13 protein-coding genes are annotated in these 19,002 nt (G+C 57.6%); 10 read left to right on the plus strand and 3 right to left on the minus strand.

Translation table 11 applies throughout. From position 1 onward, the window contains the following. The first annotated feature begins 75 nt into the window (after nucleotides 1-75). The 5 genes from RBB47_RS04365 (at nucleotide 76) to RBB47_RS04385 (ending at nucleotide 7,356) form a co-directional block, all read left to right on the plus strand. Nucleotides 76-2,766 carry a nitrate reductase gene (locus tag RBB47_RS04365; protein ID WP_305984521.1) on the plus strand — a complete coding sequence of 897 codons (2,691 nt, stop codon included), beginning with the start codon at nucleotides 76-78 and terminating at the stop codon, nucleotides 2,764-2,766. Continuing rightward, complete coding sequence (locus tag RBB47_RS04370) at nucleotides 2,738-3,943, plus strand: NAD(P)-dependent oxidoreductase (protein ID WP_305984522.1); 1,206 nt, start codon at nucleotides 2,738-2,740, stop codon at nucleotides 3,941-3,943. Before RBB47_RS04365 ends, RBB47_RS04370 begins: the two co-directional genes overlap by 29 nt. A gap of 250 nt (nucleotides 3,944-4,193) precedes the next feature. Next, nucleotides 4,194-4,565 carry an H-NS histone family protein gene (locus RBB47_RS04375; RefSeq protein WP_305984523.1) on the plus strand — a complete coding sequence of 124 codons (372 nt, stop codon included), beginning with the start codon at nucleotides 4,194-4,196 and terminating at the stop codon, nucleotides 4,563-4,565. Between the two features lie 198 nt (nucleotides 4,566-4,763). Then, nucleotides 4,764-6,656, plus strand: a complete 1,893-nt coding sequence (locus tag RBB47_RS04380; protein WP_305984524.1) for an adenylate/guanylate cyclase domain-containing protein — start codon at nucleotides 4,764-4,766, stop codon at nucleotides 6,654-6,656. A 22-nt stretch (nucleotides 6,657-6,678) separates the two neighbouring features. Then, nucleotides 6,679-7,356 carry a DUF928 domain-containing protein gene (locus RBB47_RS04385; RefSeq protein WP_305984525.1) on the plus strand — a complete coding sequence of 226 codons (678 nt, stop codon included), beginning with the start codon at nucleotides 6,679-6,681 and terminating at the stop codon, nucleotides 7,354-7,356. Nucleotides 7,357-7,446: 90 nt separating this feature from the next. Here RBB47_RS04385 and RBB47_RS04390 read toward each other — a convergent pair whose 3' ends face one another. Further along, nucleotides 7,447-9,045: a GMC family oxidoreductase gene (locus tag RBB47_RS04390; protein WP_305984526.1), complete on the minus strand. Its 1,599-nt coding sequence runs from the start codon at nucleotides 9,043-9,045 to the stop codon at nucleotides 7,447-7,449. A 177-nt stretch (nucleotides 9,046-9,222) separates the two neighbouring features. On the opposite strand from RBB47_RS04390, the gene RBB47_RS04395 reads away from it, so the two are divergent. From RBB47_RS04395 to RBB47_RS04410, 4 genes are all read left to right on the plus strand, one after another. Then, nucleotides 9,223-10,386, plus strand: a complete 1,164-nt coding sequence (locus RBB47_RS04395; protein WP_305984527.1) for a TRAP transporter substrate-binding protein — start codon at nucleotides 9,223-9,225, stop codon at nucleotides 10,384-10,386. 93 nt (nucleotides 10,387-10,479) lie between these two features. Then, on the plus strand, nucleotides 10,480-11,148 hold the full coding sequence (locus RBB47_RS04400; RefSeq protein ID WP_305984528.1) for a TRAP transporter small permease: 669 nt from the start codon (nucleotides 10,480-10,482) through the stop codon (nucleotides 11,146-11,148). Then, on the plus strand, nucleotides 11,148-12,506 hold the full coding sequence (locus RBB47_RS04405) for a TRAP transporter large permease (RefSeq protein WP_305984529.1): 1,359 nt from the start codon (nucleotides 11,148-11,150) through the stop codon (nucleotides 12,504-12,506). The genes RBB47_RS04400 and RBB47_RS04405 overlap by 1 nt, the downstream gene beginning before the upstream one ends. Before the next feature lie 9 nt (nucleotides 12,507-12,515). Continuing rightward, entirely contained in the window at nucleotides 12,516-13,295 is a 780-nt protein-coding gene (locus RBB47_RS04410; RefSeq protein ID WP_305984530.1) for an IclR family transcriptional regulator, read from the plus strand. A 91-nt stretch (nucleotides 13,296-13,386) separates the two neighbouring features. Here the strand turns inward: RBB47_RS04410 and RBB47_RS04415 are convergent, their stop codons facing one another. Continuing rightward, nucleotides 13,387-14,406: a CHAP domain-containing protein gene (locus RBB47_RS04415; RefSeq protein WP_305984531.1), complete on the minus strand. Its 1,020-nt coding sequence runs from the start codon at nucleotides 14,404-14,406 to the stop codon at nucleotides 13,387-13,389. Between the two features lie 322 nt (nucleotides 14,407-14,728). Continuing rightward, nucleotides 14,729-18,193, minus strand: coding sequence for a BTAD domain-containing putative transcriptional regulator (locus tag RBB47_RS04420; protein ID WP_305984532.1), 3,465 nt, complete (start codon nucleotides 18,191-18,193; stop codon nucleotides 14,729-14,731). Nucleotides 18,194-18,505: 312 nt separating this feature from the next. On the opposite strand from RBB47_RS04420, the gene RBB47_RS04425 reads away from it, so the two are divergent. Then, entirely contained in the window at nucleotides 18,506-18,988 is a 483-nt protein-coding gene (locus RBB47_RS04425; RefSeq protein ID WP_305984533.1) for a type VI secretion system tube protein Hcp, read from the plus strand. The last annotated feature ends 14 nt before the right edge of the window (nucleotides 18,989-19,002 follow it).

Consider the following 19,002-nt stretch of genomic DNA (forward strand, 5'->3'; position numbering starts at 1 on the left):
GGAAGTTTGGACGATGGCACCTGCTCAAGCAGAGAACGGCCGGGTCTGGAGAGGAAAGAAGAAGGAGGGCAGGGGGTGACCGCCAATACCGAAACAAAAACGGTCAAGACCACCTGTCCTTATTGCGGCGTAGGTTGCGGGGTGATTGCCACTCTGCAGCCTGACGGCAAGGTCGGCATCAAAGGCGATCCGGATCACCCGGCCAATTTTGGACGGCTGTGCTCGAAGGGCTCGGCCCTCGGTGAAACCCTTTCGATGGAAGACAGGCTGCTTCATCCGGAGATCGCCGGCGAGCGAACCGATTGGAACACAGCCCTTGACCTGGTCGCAAATACCTTTCGTGACGCGATCCGCGAACACGGTCCCGACAGCGTCGCCTTTTATGTTTCAGGTCAGATCCTGACCGAAGACTACTATGTCGCCAACAAGCTGATGAAAGGCTTTATCGGCTCAGGCAATATCGACACAAACTCCCGTCTTTGCATGGCCTCGTCGGTCGCTGGTCACAAGCGTGCTTTCGGCAGCGATACGGTGCCGGGAACTTACGAGGATCTGGAGACCTGCGACCTTCTTGTGCTCGTCGGGTCCAATCTTGCCTGGTGCCATCCGGTTCTGTTCCAGCGGGTCGAAGCCGCCAAATCGGCCAATCCAAATATGCGTGTGGTCGTCATCGATCCGCGCGAAACCGCAACCTGCGCCATTGCGGATCTGCATCTTGCACTGAAGCCCGATACGGATGTTGCCCTCTTCAACGGTCTGCTGGCGTTTCTAGCAGACACGGACGCATTCGATCCTGCTTATGTTGCTGCACATACGAACGGATTTGGCGAAGCGCTTGAAGCGGCAGGACCTTGCGAGATCAACCGGATTGCCGAGGAGACCGGTCTGGCGCCCCGGGACGTGGCGACTTTCTTCACCATGGTCGCAAAGACGCAGAAGACCGTCACGGTCTATAGTCAAGGCGTCAATCAGTCGGTCACCGGCACGGACAAGGTCAACGCGATCATCAATACCCATTTGGCAACCGGCCGGATCGGTAAACCGGGTATGGGCCCCTTTTCGGTTACAGGGCAGCCGAATGCGATGGGTGGGCGCGAGGTTGGCGGTCTCGCCAACATGCTGGCCGCCCATATGGCCATCGAAAATGTTGACCATCGGTCGCTTGTAAAATCGTTCTGGCAGAGCCCCGTGATCGCGGACCATCCCGGCCTGAAGGCTGTCGATCTCTTCCGCGCCGCTCAGGAAGGCAAGATCAAGGCGCTGTGGATCATGGCAACCAACCCGGTCGACAGCCTGCCGGATGCAGATGCAGTCGCCGCAGCGCTTGAAACGTGTCCGTTCGTCGTCGTTTCGGACATCACCCGCGCTGCCGACACGGTCGCTTGTGCGGACGTTCTGTTACCCTCCGCAGGTTGGGGCGAGAAAGACGGCACTGTCACCAATTCCGAGAGGAGGATCTCACGCCAAAGGGCTTTTCTGCCGCTTGCAGAAGAGATGAAGCCCGACTGGTGGCAGCTGTGCGAGGTTGCTCAGCGCATGGGGTTCGAGGACGCCTTCGACTATTCGGGACCAGACGCGATCTTTCGCGAACATGCTGCGCTTTCCGCCCTGGAGAATGACGGGAAACGCGATTTTGACATAGGTGGCCTGGCAAGTCTTCCGAGCGAGAACTACGATGCGCTTGAACCGGTGCAATGGCCATTGCGGGGGAAACGGGAAAGTCGGACCGACAGCCGTTTCTTTGCGAATGGGAACTTTTACACCGCTGGCGGCAAAGCTTCGTTTGTTCCCGTTAAACAGCGGGACATTCAGCGGACCGGACGGCGATATCCTTTCGTGCTCAACACGGGCCGGATCAGGGACCAGTGGCACACGATGACGCGGACAGGGAAAACACCGCGCTTGTCTTCGCACATTGCCGAGCCCTATGCCGAACTCCATCCTGACGATGCAAAAAAGGCCGGAATTGCCGCCGCGGATCTGATGGAAGTCAAAAGCCCGTATGGCAGGGTGATCGTGCGTGCACAGGTCACGGAAAGAGCGCAGCGGGGAACCGTCTTCGTTCCGATGCACTGGACTGATCAGGTGAGCTCGAACGGGAGGGTCGACACTGTCGTCGCACCGGACACGGATCCTGTTTCCGGTCAGCCGGGCTCGAAGTTTACACCGGTTGCATTGCGAAAGATGGAGCTCGAGCAGTATGGCTTTGCAGTCATGCGCGACAAGCCAGCTCTCTTTGAGGCCGACTATTGGGCGCTCGCGCCGGTTCTGGGTGGCTGGCGCGTCGAGTTCGCCTTCGGGTCTGCAACAGATCCGGCATCGTTCGGTCGGCGCCTCCTGGGTGCGGACGCGGAAATAATGCAATTCGAGGACCGAAGGTCGGGTCTAGATCGAATTGCCGGCTGGTCCGGCAACAAGCTTCAGGCTGCCTTCTTTTTCGCATCGGCACCGGTTTCGGTTTCGCGGCAGTGGGCGTGCGCCTTGCTGGAAACCCCGCCAATGCCGCGGGCTCAGCGCTTCAAGGTGCTCGCCGGGCGCCCACCCGCCAATATCCCGGACAAGGGTGCGATCGTCTGTTCCTGTTTTCAGGTCGGCATTCATGAAATCGCTGCTGAGGCGAAAAACGGCGCGGCAACCGTCAGCGCGATCGGAAGCTGCTTGAAGGCCGGGACCAATTGCGGTTCCTGCCGCTCGGAAATCCAGACGATTTTGGACACGTTGAACAGGGAAGCGACCGATGCCGGCGACCTCGCGAAAACCGGCTGACCGGCGGCGAAGGCGGGCTCCTGCACGCATTGAAAGTCTGGCGACTCTGCCGCTTTTCTTCACGCTTGAAGGGCGTAGGGTGGTTGTCGCCGGAGGGTCGGATGCAGCTGCCTGGAAGGCGGAATTGCTGGCTGCAGCCGGTGCGGAGGTCCACGTTTTCGCGGAGCAATTGGAAGAAACCTTCTCGACCCTTGTCTCCAATGGAACTGTAAAGGGAAGCATCGTTCATCACAGGCGTATCTGGAGCGTGGATTGCTTTGAGGGTGCGGCGCTGGCGATTGCGGACGCTGCAAACGAGGGTGAGGCGCGGGCCTTCTATTGTGCGGCCCGGTCCGCAGGCGTGCCGGTGAATGTCATCGACACGCCGCGCTACTGCGAGTTTCAGTTTGGTTCGATCGTCAACCGGTCCCCGGTTGTGATCGGGATCTCGACGAATGGCGTTGCGCCGATCCTCGGTCAGGCGATCCGGCGCCGCATCGAAACGATGCTGCCATTGTCACTGCGCGACTGGGCGGCGCTTGCCGGACGCATCCGGAAACGTGTTTTGACGAACCTGTCAGCCGGAGCGGAGCGCCGCCGCTTCTGGGAGCGCTTCACGGCTCAGGCGTTTTCTGCGGATACCACGCCGGAAACCTTTGAATTTGAAGGCTTGGCAGAATTTCTAGAAGACGCGGATAATGCGCCGGGGGGAAAGGTAAGCCTGGTGGATGTCTGTCCAGGCGATGTCGAAAACCTGACATTGAAAGCCATGCGCCTGTTGCAATCCGCCGACGTGATCCTGTTCGACGACGAAATTGAGGACGCCGTTCTTGAACTTGCACGGCGGGAAGCAGAGCGAATATCGGTCGGACGCTGCGACAACTCAAACAGCGTTGCACGCGAGAGGGCATTCGACCTGATGGTCACACTCGTCCGGCAAAAGAAACATGTCGTGCGCCTCAAGTCGGCAGGCGCTGACGGTTTCAGCTCTTCGTCCAAGGACGTGAAACGGCTTATCGAGGCGAGTGTCCAGGTAACCCATATCCCAGGGGTCGCAGGCAACACGTTTGGCGACCCTGAACCCGATCAGGCGATAATCAAGAGTGATCAACGGCCTCTTTCCGGGACTTTGGCGCAAAGTGGGCAAACCAACAAACTGCCCGAAAAGAGCTCACCACAGCTGTTGTCTTTCAACTGACCACTGACTATGGCGTTGGAGAGCACTCCCGATGAGAAGGATGACACACACACTTCAGCGAGTTGTCCTGAACGAGGCAGATCGGATCTCCTGCTCATGAACCCACTGGGTTTAGGTTTCGGAACCTAAGGTTTGAACCTTAGATTGCATGTTGGGATTATTAACTGAAAGAGCCGGCGAGCCTTTGACAAAGCGCTCATTTCGGAAAGAGTATGTCCTCAGGGGCCAAACCCGATTTAGGAGGACAAGAATGACCGGGAAGAAGAAGCTTGATCTTGGCGACATGACAATTGAGTTCTTCAAGGAAATTCCGCTTGAGGAACAGCATAAATTGAGAGAGCGCATTGATGAGAGCATAAGACAAACCGCCAAAGGGCTTCTCGATCTGGCAAAGAAGGAACGTGACGCCAAGCAGAAGGAAGTGGATGAGCTTGAGAGACTGGCCGGTATCGCGTCCTCCAAACCGGCTTCAGGCAAGGTCAGAACCACACTCCCGCCAAAGTATCGTAGCAAGAAAGACGCTGCAAAAACATGGAGTGGCAAAGGCCACACACCCGGCTGGCTCAAGGACGAAATGGCGAAAGCCGGTAAGGAAAAGGATCATTTTCTGATCAAGAAATGAGCTTCTCAATCAGCCCCTCTCATGCCAGTGAGAGGGGTTCTTTTCTTTCAAACGGCGAGCGTGACACTGTGACCAATCGCTGTTGTTTTCGGACCAGAGCGTAGGATCTTGCCTCACGCATTTACGATGGTGAGTGGCTCTCTTCGTCCATTGGCACACAGATAAATGGTTTTTTGAGAGTACGACCTAAGGAAGAATATGCCTGGCTGGATACTGTCGAGGAAAATGTCGGTCGCGTTGTTGGTCGCAATATCCTTCGCCGTCTTTCTAGCCTTTGCCCTGCTACGGTTTCTGGGAGTGTTGCAGTCTCTGGAATTGACTCACTACGACTTCGCTCTCTCCAGCCTGGCTGACCAGGACCAGACACCTGATGTCGTGATCGTTGCCGTGGAAGAAGCCGATCTCGGTGTATGGGGATGGCCGCTTTCAGATTTGCGCCTGGCACAGCTCGCCCAGGCAGCTCTTGACGCAAATGCGAAAGTGGTCGGCATAGACATTTACCGGGATCGCTCCGTCCAACCCGGGTCAGAAGACCTGAACCAGGTTTTGCAAGACGCTCGCGTCATAACAATCGCAAAACTCAGTCAGGACGGCGGCATCCTCATTCAGGCCCCGGCGCAATCGGCGCGGGCAGGAACATTTGGCTTTTCCGACGTGCCTCTCGATGTCGACGGAGTGGCCAGGCGAACACTCCTCGTTGTAACCGATGGGGAAGAGCTGCGACTGTCCTTCCCGATGAAAATCGCGATGACGGCCCTCGGCTACGATGACCCGAAGCCGAATCCGGACGAGCCGGAAACCATTATGTTCGGCAACACGCCAATTGCACGTCTATCAACGGGTTTTGGAAGCTATTCCGGCCTCGATGCGACCGGTTATCAGATCATGACCCGTCACGAGCACAAGCTGCCTGTCGCTCCCATTTTCAATGCAGGCGACGTGCTCGACGGAACTGTTCCAAAAAGCGCTCTTGAAGGCAAAGTGGTGCTGATCGGTCTGATCAGCGAAACGATCAAGGACCATTTCGAGACGCCGGTAAACCGCTATACCGGCGCTCGGTTCGTGCACGGTCTTCAGCTTCACGCTGCCGTTGTGCAACAGCTCCTGGATCATGCTTCGGACCGCTTGCGACCTGTGTCCGATGTGTCCACGACACTTCAGAACGTATTGATCGCCCTTGCATCGTTGATTGGCGCTGCAATTGCTCTGTTTGTGCGTGGTGGTGCGCTGACGATACTCGTCGGTCTGGCAGGCGCAATGCTGGTTCTGGTGGGCATGTCTGCTACTCTGACGTTTGGTGTCTGGCTTCCGGCCGTCCCCGTGACACTTGCCTGGCTGGCGTCGTTCTCAATCTCCTTTGCCATTGTTTCGATTGCAGCAAGGCGTCAACGTTCGATGATGTCAAAGCTGTTTCAAAGCCAGCTTTCGCCGGAACTCTCTCAAGAAATCTGGCAGCAGCGGGAAAAGATCCTGGTTGGCGGCAAGCCCGTTCCGCGCAAACTGAACGTCAGTCTTCTTTATGCTGATATTGCCGGCTCAACGCGCGTGAGCGGTATCGCCAAACCCGAAGACTTTGTGAAATGGATCAGCACAGTCCTTGATGCTCTGGGGGCAGATGCGGCACGTCACAAGGGCTTTGTCGAGAAATACACCGGTGACGGCATTCTCGTCGCCTTTGGTGCGCCTCTGCCTGACCCCGGAGAAACAGCAGATCAGGCGAATGCCCGGGCAGCGTGCAACTGTGCTCTTGCAATGCGTGAAACCATCCGCCGGCTGAATGCGAAGAATGTGACGGGCTGGCCCTATCACTTGCGAGTCGGGCTGCACTGCGGCGAAGTGTTCGGCGGAGCGATCGGTGGATCGCATGGCATGAAATACAATCTTATCGGGAACACGGTGAATACCGCTGCACGCATTGAGAGCTTCGGCAAGCAGGTGAAAGATCGACATGATGATGACGTAACGGTATGTTGTTCTGAAGAATATGCACAGCTTTTGGGTGAGTTCGCCAGGCTCGAGCACGCCGGAGAATTGCTGCACGACGACGGTCGGAACAAGCACAAGATATTTCTGATTAAGGACTTGCTTTAGAAATGTTCGGTTGGGCATCTCGATGAACGGTTTTTTGCGCACGACAATCATGATGCTGGTCGCGGCCATGGTTGGGGGCGCCGGTGCTCTTCTCTATTATTGGGTAAACACGGACCCCCTGGATGGGGCCGCGACAACGACAATCGTGTTCGTGCCGCCGGCTTCTGGCGCTCCAAGTGACCGGGTAGGGGCGGGAACGCGAGAGGTCTTTGCAAAACCTGGAACGGTTCAGCTTCTCATTCCCAAAGGCGGTGGGATCAGTATCAGCGAACACCCGGCACTTCTCTGGTCATTGGCTGCGCCCCACAAGGGCGCAATGCGCGCTGAGCTGAAGCCTGCAAACGGCGGACCACTCCTTGCCAAAATAGAACTGGATGGCGAAATTGCACCCGGACTTTACACGCTCGACCTTGCGTCGGAAAACGTCAGGCTGGAAGCCGGGCAGGTCTATGAACTCTCGGTCGTTCTGACCGGCGAGACTGCAAGTGAGATCGTTGAACAATCCAGGGGTCTGGTCGAAAGGGTCACAGGCGAACCGGCGAAAACCGCAGCCGAGGCGGCCTCTCAAGGTGCCTGGTTCGATGCATTGGGGTTTCTGGTTGAAAGCAGTTCTGACGGCGAGATTCGCATTCAGGATCAAGGACAGTTCACTCAGCTTTTGCAGTCTGCGGGACTGAAGGCAGAGACGAGCGCGCAGTGACGTGATGCCGGTTTTCTAAATTTCGCATGTCTCTTGAATGCGCTTTTCCGGGCACTGCGTGGCTGGCCCGTTTTGCCTGATCCGCAGCACCTAGGCGCTGGCGCTGCGGATGAGGTCCGATGCCTTTTCACCGATCATGATGGCCGGCGCGTTGGTGTTGCCCGAGACGATGTCGGGCATGATCGAACAATCGGCAACCCGAAGACCTTCGATACCGTGCACTCTGAGCTTCGGGTCGACCACTGAATTGCCGTTTGTGCCCATCTTGCAGGTTCCGGTTGGATGATAGATCGAGACGCTGTTCTGGCGCGCCCAGTCCAGTGTGCCTTCGTCATCATCCATGTCCAGGCTGGCGGCCGGGCGGAATTCCTCCGCGATCTTGGAGTTCAGAGGTGCGTGCCGCGAGATCTGCCGGGCGATCTTGACACCGTCGACAATGGTCCGGCAGTCCGTCTCCGTTGATAGATACCGGGGTATGATCCTCGGGTATTGCTTCGGGTCGGGCCCGGCAAGGCGAATCTCACCTCGGCTTTCCGGCCGCAATTGACAGACTGACATGGTGAAGGCCGAGAAGGGATGGACGCCTTCGCCCGGACTGTCGGCGGACCAGGGCTGCACATGAAACTGGATATCGGGCGTTTCAAGCTCCGGCCTGGTCTTCAAAAACCCCGTTGCCAGGCTTGCGGCCATGGTCATTGGACCTGCCCTGAACAGAGCGTATTTCAGGGCGATCCGGGCTTTGTTGTAGAGACTGCGAACCTCGTCGTTCAGGGTCGGTTCGTTGCATTTGTAGACCAGCCGGGCCTGCAAGTGATCTTGCAATCCCTGGCCGACACCGGAGAGTTCGTGCAACGGCTCGATGCCGTTTTCACGCAGGTGCCCGGGATCCCCGATACCTGACAGCATCAGGACCTGAGGGGAATTGATGGCACCACCTGACAAGATGACTTCCCGCCTGACGGTAATCGATTTTTCCACCCCGGACCTGTCCCGATAAGTCACACCGGAAACCTTTTTGCCCTGAAGGTCGACACGGCTCACAAGCGCATGCGTGATGATCTGGAGATTGTCCCGGTCTTTGGCAGGTTTGAGGAAAGCAACCGCGGAACTGCACCTGCGCCCGTTCTTGGTTGTCAGCTGAAAGTAACCGACCCCCTCCTGCGACGCGCCGTTGTAGTCTGGGTTGAACGGATAGCCCGCCGTTTGTGCAGCAGCGACCCAGGCATCGCAGATCGGCCGTTGAATGCGCATGTTTGAAACGGAAAGCGGTCCGCCGGTGCCGTGAAATTCGTCTTCCCCGCGTTCCTGGTCCTCGGAGCGCTTAAAGAGCGGGAGAACGTCGTCCCAGCCCCAGCCGTCGTTTCCCATCTGGCGCCAGCGGTCATAGTCCTCTTTCTGACCCCGCACATACAGCAGCCCGTTCAGGGAGGAAGATCCGCCCAGCACCTTGCCGCGAGGCCAATCGATCGAGCGTCCGTTGAGGCCCGGATCAGGTTCGGTCTTGTAGCACCAGTCAACCGAGGGGTTGTGCATCGTTTTGAAGTACCCCACCGGAATGTGGATCCAGGGGTTCAGATCAGGGCCGCCGGCTTCCAGGAGGACGACTTTGCAGGAGGGGTCTTCGCTCAGGCGATTGGCGACGACACATCCGGCCGAACCGGCACCGATCACGACAAAATCAGCCTCCATTTTTGGTCTCCCAATTATTTCTTTGAAAAAAGCCTATGCAAAAAGAGGAAAATAAACTAGCATTTTTTGAAACAAAACGTCTCAAAAATTGCGAAAAGGGAGGAAGCAATGAGTGTAGTAGACAAATTGAGCAGGATTTCTCGACGCGATTTGTTCCGCGTTGCAGGCACTTACGGAATGAGCTCGACACTGCTGGCGGCTGGAACATTTGGCGGTGCCATGAGCCTTGCAAACCTGGCGTCGGCTGCAGAATCGACATACGATAAGCGCTTTTCAAAACCGGCCAAACACACACTCAAGTTCGGCGCTGCCGGTTTCAACGCACGCAACCTCCTGATCGAACGGGCGGGCGCGCTCGAGTTCGCCCGGGATCTGGAATCGCGCACTGATGGCGAGATTCGCATCGAATTCATCGGCGACAATCAGATCTGCGGCCAGCTGTCTTGTGTGGAGAAGACGCAGCAGGGGATCATCGACATCTACGCCGCGTCCACCCAGAACTCCGCAGGTGGCGCGCCCTATCTGAATGTTCTGGATTACGCCTTCATGTTCCCGGGCAGGGCATCCCAGTACTATTTCCTCTACAGCCCTGAATCCCAGCGCATCCTGCGTGATCCGCTCGAAAAGCGGCACGGACTGAAATTCCTCTTCAGCCATTGCGAGCTGCGCGGCATCCAACTTGGTTTGGGATGGGAAGAGCGGCCGACCGTAACCAAGCTTGAACAGCTCTTCGGGACGAAAAACCGCGTGACCGGCACACAGCTCGGCCGTATCGCAATGAAGGCCCTGAACCTGAACCCGGTTCCGGTCGCCTGGGAAGAAACGCTCGACGGATTGAAGCAGGGCCTGATCGATGGTGCGGAAACCTGGGCCAGCGCGGTCGCCTATGCAAACATGTCGCCCGTCGTGAGCCAGTCGGTCGATCTGAAATTCTTCTGCGGCACCGAGCACACCTCCATGTCCGCCAGCGTCTTCGACAGCCTCGAAGGACCGCTGCAGGATGCGGTGATGGAGTCCGCCTATTGGGCGCAGGTTCATGTGCAAGCGGCCAACGAGGCGGCACTCGTCAAGACGGTCGGTTTCTCCGAGCCGCAGCTTCCGGACACGATCTTTGTCGAAAACAATGTCCGGTGTGCGTTCCTGCCGGAAAGCGAAATCAAGCTGGCTGAGGAAATGTGCTCGCCTGAATTCCAGCCTCAGCTTTGGCAGGAATGGCGCGACCGGTTGAACGGCTGGGCAGGTGGCATTGACACCTACCAGGAGATCTACGACATCGCGCGGCGGATTCCCGCCGACATGAAGCCGGAAAACGTGGAGCCGCGCCGCTGGTGGAGAGGCTGAACGTAGCTTAGGCAATCTGGGCTGGCGTGCCGGGAGCGCGCCGGCCCAAATTGTATTCAGACCCGGAAAACCGGCGGAAATGGGAGGGGCCACATGTCAATCTGGTCGGATCTTGGTGCGATCCTGAGCGCCTTGGCGTCGCAGGACAGTTGGGAAATCCGCAATGCGCTCAAATCGAATGCCGCCTGGGTACTCGGCGCATTTGCGACATTGATCGGTGGGCTGCTTGTTCTCGGCCTTTACCGGTTGGTCCCGTTTCTGGACCGGCACCTGGAACGCACCATCATGGTGTGGAGCTATCTCGCCATCGCCTTCATTATCTTTTGGGGCGTAATCGACCGGTTTGTCTTCGCAAATCAGCAACCCTGGTCAACCACCATTCCGCCGCTTCTCTTCATGATCATGACGTGGTTTGGAGCGGCATTTAACGTGCGCCTCAGAACGCATTTGAGCTTTTCCGAATTCCGGATGATCATGCCGCGATGGGCCCAGATGGCGTGTCTGTGCCTCGATGCTGTGTTGTGGTTCATCTTCGCTGTCATCGTTCTTGTGACCACAACAAGGCTGACGGCCCTGTCTGCCTCGAATTTTCAGATCGTACTCGGCACGGACAATGTCATGCAGTGGTGGTTCCTGATCACCGCACCTCTCTCGTTCCTTCTGCTGGCAGCCCGGGTGCTTGAGAACCTGGTGGATGACATTGGCAATTGGCGCAGCGACCGGCCGCTGATCAAAGCGGCCGTCATCGGGGAGGATACCTGATGACGGATGCAAGCTGGGTTACCCTGATCTCCATCAGCGTCACTGTTTTGTTCATGATCGGCGTTCCGGTCTTTCTCGTGATTGCCTACTGGGTGATCGGATGTTCCTTCGTGCTCGGACTAACGCTCGACAATCTCGGCGCCGAACTCCTGAACGTCTTCAACAAGGGCTTTGCCCTGTTGGCGATGCCGCTCTTCATTCTGACGGGCGACCTTATCAACCGGTCGGGCATAGCCAGGAGGTTGTCGGATTTCGCTTATGCCGTTCTGGGCTGGATACGCGGCGGGCTCGCAATGGCCTCGCTCGGGGCGTGCGGCCTGTTCGCGGCTATCTCGGGATCGAACTCCGCGACGACCGCGACGATCGGCTCCATGCTCCATCCGGAGATGGTCAAGGGTGGATATGACGAGCGCTTCTCTGCCGCGACGGCGGCGGCAGGTGGCACGGTCGGCATTATCATTCCGCCATCGATCATCTTCATCGTCTACGGCTTCCTGATGAACCTGCCGATTTCTGACCTTTTTGTTGCCGGGATCATCCCCGGAGCATTGATGGTGATCGGGATGCAGGTGGCTTGCTGGATCATTTGTCGGATGAACGGCTGGGGCTTTCTGATCCCGCTGCATTTCAGCCGTATCCTGAAAACCGCTTTCGGTGCCTGGCTCGGCTTTTTCGCCATAGGGCTGGTCCTGTGGGGCATTTACACCGGCAAGTTCTCGCCGACGGAAGCGGCCGGTGTGACGGTCGGATTCTGCATGATTGCCGGATTTGTCAGCTATCCACTCAACAAGATCATGGGCAAACGCAGCGAACGGCCCGTGGCAGAAAAAAGCTACGCCGAGATGCTGGTGGTGCAAGGGTTCACTGTCAAAGAGGTACCGTCCATCGTCATCCGCTCGGCACAGATCACCGGCATTCTGGCGCCGCTCATTGCCATTTCGGTTGTCATGCAGCAGATCTTGTCCCTGCTTGGCGCGCAGCAGACGATTGGCGACTTCGTCACTTCCATGGGCGGCTATCACGCGGTTCTGTTCACGTCCATGGTGATCGTGTTCGTTTCAGGCATGGTTCTTGAGAGCCTGCCGGTCACGATCATCCTGGCGCCGATCCTGGCCCCGATTGCTGCTTCGGTCGGAGTCGATCCCGTCCATTTCTCCGTGATTTTCCTGGTTGGGGCGTCTATTGGCTTCATCACACCGCCATATGGGCTCAACCTTTATGTCGCCTCCGGTGTCACGGGAGTTCCCTATTTCCGGCTACTTCGTTATACGGTTCCATACCTGTTTGCGCTGATTAGTGTCTGGATCGTCGTGTCTTTGACACCTCAATTGGCGTTGATGTTGTTACCAAACCGATGATTGCCGAGTATGTCAGAAGACCAGGAAAAAGAAGAAGACGGAAAGATTCCGACAAATCTACGTTTGCTGGTCATTCTTGAGGAAGTGGCAAAGGCGGGTGTTCCAGTTGCCCCTTCAACCCTGTGCGATCTGCTAGGACTGCCGAAACCGACAATTCATCGCCTGTTGCACACGGCCGAGTCTGAGGGGTTCCTGCAACGCAGCCTCGATGGCAGATCGTTCGGGCCGGGGCGGCGGATGCGAAAGCTGTCCACGAACACCCTTTCGTCGCAGCGGATCCGGACGGAACGGCTACGGGTGATGCGCGATCTTGCGTCCAGTGTCGGCGAGACCTGCAATCTTGCCGCGCCCGGCCGCGACGGAATGGTGTATCTGGACCGTGTGGAGACTCACTGGCCGCTGCGTATTCAGCTTCCGGTCGGCACCCAGGTTCCGTTCCATTGCACGGCGAGCGGCAAGATGTACCTGTCATCGCTGGCAAGCCCAGTTCTTGACCGGTTTCTGTCATCCGTTGAGCTTGAACGCAGGACGGACCAGACGCTGGTCGAGCCGGCAGAGCTGAAGCGCGAGCTTGCAGAGACCAGGAAACGCGGCTTTTCGATCGACAACGAGGAATTCATGAACGACATGACCGCCGTCGCCGTTGCCATATGCGACGACCAGGGCAGGCTCATGACAACGCTATCCATCCACGCGCCCAAGCCGCGTCTCGACATTGACAGTCTGATTGCCCAGCTTCCCAAGCTGAAGGAAGCGGCCACCCGTCTCGAACAGATCGTGCTCGATTGACACGCGCTGCGCGTCTTGCTCAACGTCGTCTCGGGTTATTGGATTTCCAATTGCCTATTTCGGCCGGGTTTCCGGACAGCGAAACAACTCGCTATTGCCATTGCTCTCCGCAGAAGTGGGGTGCTGCGGTCGGCAGTTCGACGTTGCAGTTTGCTTCATCTGCTCCCCTGAGCGGATAAAGGTAGGGTGATCTGTTACCGTACTGGTCCTTCGCATCATAAAAGGTCCAGTTGTAAAACTCCTTTGAATTGACGCTGTTGCCGCCCTGGTTGCCCCCCAGGATGGAATAGCCCTCGTGCTTTTTGGAGTTGATGTCGCCTTTGGGGTCTGAGGGCAGGTCACCGACTTCATCGAGAAACGCAACGTGGTGCCACTTCTTCTTGTTGTGCTTCATCACAATGACGCAACCCCGTTTCGGTTCGTTCAAGGCTTTGAAACGCCAGCGCCGTCTTTGCAGAAACGAGAAAGCCCCCGTGCTGCCGGTGTGACTGTACCCCGCGGTGTGAAGGCAGTAGTTCACGAATGCCGAGCACCAATGATGATTGTCGATGTTCCGTGTGTCGCTCAGCTTGCGCTCCCAGGCGCGTTTTCCCATGTAAGGGCAGGCTTCGAAATAGCCTTCGTCAACCCGCGTGTCGCCCTCGACGATCGCACTGCCGTCGTCATTGATCCAGTTGGCCGCGCGTTCACGCAGGGCGATGGCCATCCAGGGCGCGTCGAAGTTCAGCGCTTCGACAGCGATCGCCTTGACCGGGGATCTCCCGGGGGCTGAAACCGGCAGCCAGGGGGGCGTTGGCAACGTTTTGACCGTAACACGTGCTTCCCCCTGCATGCGCCGCCAGGTGTCCGTTCCCAGCATGCCGTCGGGTTTGAGTTTCCTGGAGATCTGGAACTGTGCAACAAACTGGCTGAAGTCGTCTGCCTGCAAGAGGCCGTTAGATATTTTCAGCACGCGGCAGACGCCTGACCAATGGCGCGACCAACCGATACGGCGGGCCCGTTTTGCGTTGTAGCGCGCGGCCTTTTTTGCCTGTTGCTGTGACAGGACGCTCGGAACGTCCGCGTAACTGCTGCTGAGTATTTGAAGCGCATGTTGATTGTGAAACGTCATCTTGCTGGATCCTCAAGTCTCATGAGAGAAAACTTTAGAATTCGCAGGCAAGTCGCTGAAAAATAGTCTGTATAATGCGTTCAGAAATTTGAATTTTCAATTCATTTCCTGATTTTCAAATCGATTGCTTTTATGTGCCGTAACTCTGAAAAAAACGAGCCGTAGTATGAATTTGCGACTTGCTGCGAACACCACGCAATGTCGTTGTGGCCCGTCAAATCGCCGTCACATACACCTGAAATCCTTGCGCCAATGGTGACCTGGCGCATTAAAAAACCGTCAAAACGTCCGGCGCGGTTGAAAAGTGAGTTGGTGAGGGTCTTCAACGCAACATCGAAAGGCCGCGTTGCTCGGCAAGGTTCTGTGCATCCTTGATTGCGTGCATACGATCATCTTCGTCTTCGTACTGTGCCAGCACCTTCAGCGCCGCCGGCTCCAGAACAAGGTCACCGATCTCTCTTGCGCAAGAAAGAGCTGCTTCCGCTTCAGCTTCGGCTTCACTGAACCGCTTGCTGCTGCGCAGAAGCTCGGATTTGTTCAGCCGGAGCCATCCGTGAAACTGGTGCAGCTTGAGCTGCTTCGCCACCTCGGTCTGGCGGTTCAGCAGATTGCTGGCTTCATCGGTTCTCCCGGACTCCAGAAGCAGAGGGAACGCATCGCACGCGAACCAGGACCGGAAGATAGGCGCATCGATTTCTTCTGCTCGGCGCAAGGCTTCCATCAAAAGCGAAAGTGCTTCTTCGCGATTGCCCGAAACGAGCTGAACACGTCCAAGCAGGTGGAGCGAGAAGACGGTGTCGAGCGGCCTTCTGGTTTCGCCGGCAAGGTCGAACGCACGCTCAGCGTGCCTGCGCGCTGCCTCGATCTGCCCGTTGAGACCGAAGGCATTTGACAGATGTCCGTGGCACCAGACGGATCTCGTTCCCGTGTGGCCGAACCTTTCGTGCCTGTGCTCTTCCCAAAAGGGAACGGTCGGGGCAAGGAGCGCGATCGTTGACTGCCAGTCACCCATGAGCGACAAGGCCTGACCTTCAGCCAGCTTCGCCTCATAGGCAGTCTGTTCCTCCGGTTCACATGCGGCACTCGCATGCCTGGCATGGACAATGGCTTCTTTCAAAAAGCCATGTGTACTGAACAGGTAGCTCTTGCTGATGTGAACAGCGACGCGGAAACTGCGGCTGTCAATCTGATTGGCGATGGCCTCTGCTTTATCCAGTTCCGCCAAGGCTGTTTCATAAAGACCGAGCGGAACGAGAACCGGGCGCCGTCTGAGGGCAAGTTCCAGACGCTTCTGCTGTGAGCCCTGATGCTCCTGACATTTATCAAGCGCGTCCACTGCGTGACCATAGGCCTCGGCCGCCAGCGCGTAGGAAGACAGCATTGCAAAGCGGTCGCCGGCCTGTTGGTACCATTCGACTGCGGCCGGCCAATCCTCCGAACACCAGGCGTGGTGTGCGATGGCCGCCGGATCGATGTCTTCACGTTCCTGAAGATGCGCGCTTGCCCGGGAATGCAGCACCTTTGAATCTGCTCTGGGGATCGATGCATAGACCGCTTCGTGAAGCAGCGCGTGACGGAAACGATGCCGCGAGGAAGTTCCGAACCCGCTTCGAACCACCAGCTCCTCCTGCCGGAGTTTTGCCAGCGCGTCGTCCAGGCGTGTTTCCTCAAAATCCGTCAGGGCGGCGATAGCGCTGTCCGGCGCCTCGAAACCCAGCACCGCAGCACACTGCAGCACTCGGCGCCCGTCAGGTGTCAGGCGATGGACCGTGGCATTGAGAATGTCGCGGATAGTCGCGGGCACGACATTGATGGCATCTGCACTGCCGCCGGCGACGGCTCGTGCGGTCTCAACGAGAAGGAACGGGTTCCCAGCTGCGCGTCGCAGGACCTGATCGCGCGCGCTGTTGGACAAACCCGTCATCCAGGGCGAAATCAGCGCTTCGGCATCCTCGATCGCGAATGGCGTCAGGCGCAGAAGACGGAAGGAACTTCGTCCGATCCAACTGACCTGAAACTCCGGACGGAACGTCGTGATGACCGTGAGAGACTCTCCCGAAATCTCTCCAATCAGACGGTCCAGAAATTCAGCTGAATCCCGGTCAAGCCAGTGCACATCCTCGACCGCAAGGATGGTCTCGCCTCTTGCGCACGCCCCGAGAATGATCTCGCTCGCCAGCTTGAAAACCCTCAGACGTTGTTCCTCGCGAACCAGACTGTCGCGTTCGGCCTCGGTCGCAAGTCCCAGCAGGTCCAAAAGCACGTCTCGATGAACGGCGCGGATCTTTTGTGAGGCGACGGCTTCGTCAACCGAAGCGCGGGTCAGATCGTCGCCGCCGGAAATCCATCTTGCGAGAAACCGCGCGATGGCGCCGAAGGACCGTGATGCTTCGCGGTCGTAGCCTTCGATCATCAGTATTTCAGCGTCGCTGGACGAACCCAGAAACTGCCGCAGGAGAGTTGATTTTCCGATGCCGGCTTCACCGACGATACCGACAACCTGTGCCTGTCCCTCGCGGGCCTGGAGGAACGCGGACTGTAAGGCTTCCAGCTCTTCGTTGCGGGCGATGAACGACTTTTGGGTCGGTCGAGCCTTCAGTCTGGATGACGCCGCCGACGAGAATGCGGGTTCCCCCGGCATGGCTGTCTGTAACAGAACATTCGCCTCTGCCAGGAGCGGGCCTAGGACAGTGAGGTCAATTTCGTCTGAACCTTCGGTAGCAGCCTCGACAATGTCGCCGGAGACGACCGCGATCTTCAATCCATCTACAGCACGTTCTGCCAACGCGCTTGCGGTGTGAGCGGCAGCCTCTGCGTGACGCTCAACCAGCCCCGACGCGCCGAAGACACAGGCAACCGCAGGACCGGCCTGCTCAAGAACCTGTGCCGAGCCGTCTTGAAGGATCTCCTTTAAAAGCAAATTCACCTGCGCGAAGTCCGCAGCGTAGTCTTCCGGATCCGAAGCGACGTCGGAGGGTGTGACAGCAAGCAGCGAGACACTGCGCCGTTCGCGAAAGACCGATTCAGTTGAAGTTGGGAGAACCTGGGCGGTCGCCGGCGACGGCTCGGGGTTCCAATTGGCAACTTGATCGCGGAGCTCTTGTGTTGCCGGTTCGGGCTCGATGTCGAGTGCGGACTGCAGAGCTTCCTTGAAGTCTTCATAAAGCGCGAGCGCGGAGGCCCGTCTTTCCGTTTGGGCAAGCGCTTCCATACGATGTCGAAGCGCTTCTTCATTGAAAGGATCGATCTTGAGGCTGAGCGAAGAAACGGCTTCAAGACTTGCCCAGTCACCGCTGGTCAGACACTGCCGCGCGGCAGCAGTCGTGCCTTCCGAGATCTTCATGTCCAGCGAGCGCCGTTCCTGGTCGAGCCAATCCTGAAACGCCGGGTCGACGCGTCCGACATCACCCAAAAGCTCACCGCGATAAGCTTTTGCCGCAGAGGCGGGATTGGTCGCAAGGCTGTCTAGAACGCCGTCGATGTCGGTTCGGAAGGAGTGGCGACCCAGGGAGATCGTTTGTCGGGAAACCTCCAGTTCCGGCGCGCCAGCGGCGGAAAAGACCTTCTGGATATGATAGATGGTCTGCCGCAGCGACGCTCGCGCCTGAGCCTCGTCACGCTCACCCCAAAGCCGGGCGGCCGCGGTCTCACGGCGTAAAGGTCCTTCTACCGCAAGGAGCGCGATCAGGAAACCCGCATGCCTGGTCGGGAACGCCAGCACACGGTCCTTGAAGTGTATCTCCAGCCGGCCCAAAAGCCGGATATCCAGACAATTGTCGCGATCCATCCAGCAGCCTCGCCCGAGAACCCGATTTGGCGAAAATTTAACGCTTCGGGAGCGGCTTCGCCAGCTTTTGTGACGCACGCAAAACGCGGCCCGCTTAATCCAATGCCGGTCACTTTGCAGGAGCCGCGCGAAAAGGGCTTTGGAAACACGCCGCTGAACACGAGCAGTAACCTCGCAGCGCGGATCCCAATGAGTGATTGATCAGGCCTCTCAGCACTGGGCGAACAGCTTGGGCTAACGGCAATTGAACGCACGACAGCATTCAGGCCGGAGGGGACACCTCAGACAAGACAAACAGAAGGAATTTCAAACATGGCTGTCGATCATTTTCTCAAACTGGAAGGCATTAAGGGAGAAGCGCAGGACAAGACTCACAAGGATGAGATTGACGTCCTGGCCTGGTCCTGGGGAGCGACGCAATCCGGCACCACGCATATGGGCGGCGGGTCGGGATCGGGAAAGGCGCACTTTATGGATCTCACGGTGAACAAGTATGTCGACAAGTCGTCACCCGTCTTGTTGCAGCACCTGTCCACCGGCAAACACATCTCCAAGGGGACACTGATTGTCCGTAAAGCCGCAGGAGAAAACCCTCTTGAATACGTCAAGATCGAGATGAAGGACATCATCGTCACGAGCATCAACAATGAAGGCAGTGAAGATGAGCGGCTGTTCGAGTGCGTTTCTCTGAACTTCGGCGAGTACAAATACATCTACACCGAGCAAAAGCCCGACGGTTCGAAAGGTGCGGCGCCGGAATTTGCCTGGGATATCGCCGGGAACTCAAAGGTCTGAACAGGCCTGTGCAT

Origin of the sequence: Roseibium sp. MMSF_3544, from assembly GCF_030732845.1 — a bacterium.
Classification (GTDB): Bacteria; Pseudomonadota; Alphaproteobacteria; order Rhizobiales; family Stappiaceae; genus Roseibium.

What these genes read in the sequence shown, in the direction of transcription:
- RBB47_RS04375 (WP_305984523.1), top strand. Translation starts at nt 4,194, where the DNA reads ATGACCGGGAAGAAGAAGCTTGATCTTGGCGACATGACAATTGAGTTC.
- RBB47_RS04400 (WP_305984528.1), top strand. Translation starts at nt 10,480, where the DNA reads ATGTCAATCTGGTCGGATCTTGGTGCGATCCTGAGCGCCTTGGCGTCG.
- RBB47_RS04385 (WP_305984525.1), top strand. Translation starts at nt 6,679, where the DNA reads ATGAACGGTTTTTTGCGCACGACAATCATGATGCTGGTCGCGGCCATG.
- RBB47_RS04420 (WP_305984532.1), bottom strand. Translation starts at nt 18,193, where the DNA reads ATGGATCGCGACAATTGTCTGGATATCCGGCTTTTGGGCCGGCTGGAG.
- RBB47_RS04415 (WP_305984531.1), bottom strand. Translation starts at nt 14,406, where the DNA reads ATGACGTTTCACAATCAACATGCGCTTCAAATACTCAGCAGCAGTTAC.
- RBB47_RS04390 (WP_305984526.1), bottom strand. Translation starts at nt 9,045, where the DNA reads ATGGAGGCTGATTTTGTCGTGATCGGTGCCGGTTCGGCCGGATGTGTC.
- RBB47_RS04370 (WP_305984522.1), top strand. Translation starts at nt 2,738, where the DNA reads ATGCCGGCGACCTCGCGAAAACCGGCTGACCGGCGGCGAAGGCGGGCT.
- RBB47_RS04395 (WP_305984527.1), top strand. Translation starts at nt 9,223, where the DNA reads ATGAGCTCGACACTGCTGGCGGCTGGAACATTTGGCGGTGCCATGAGC.
- RBB47_RS04410 (WP_305984530.1), top strand. Translation starts at nt 12,516, where the DNA reads ATGTCAGAAGACCAGGAAAAAGAAGAAGACGGAAAGATTCCGACAAAT.
- RBB47_RS04405 (WP_305984529.1), top strand. Translation starts at nt 11,148, where the DNA reads ATGACGGATGCAAGCTGGGTTACCCTGATCTCCATCAGCGTCACTGTT.
- RBB47_RS04425 (WP_305984533.1), top strand. Translation starts at nt 18,506, where the DNA reads ATGGCTGTCGATCATTTTCTCAAACTGGAAGGCATTAAGGGAGAAGCG.
- RBB47_RS04380 (WP_305984524.1), top strand. Translation starts at nt 4,764, where the DNA reads ATGCCTGGCTGGATACTGTCGAGGAAAATGTCGGTCGCGTTGTTGGTC.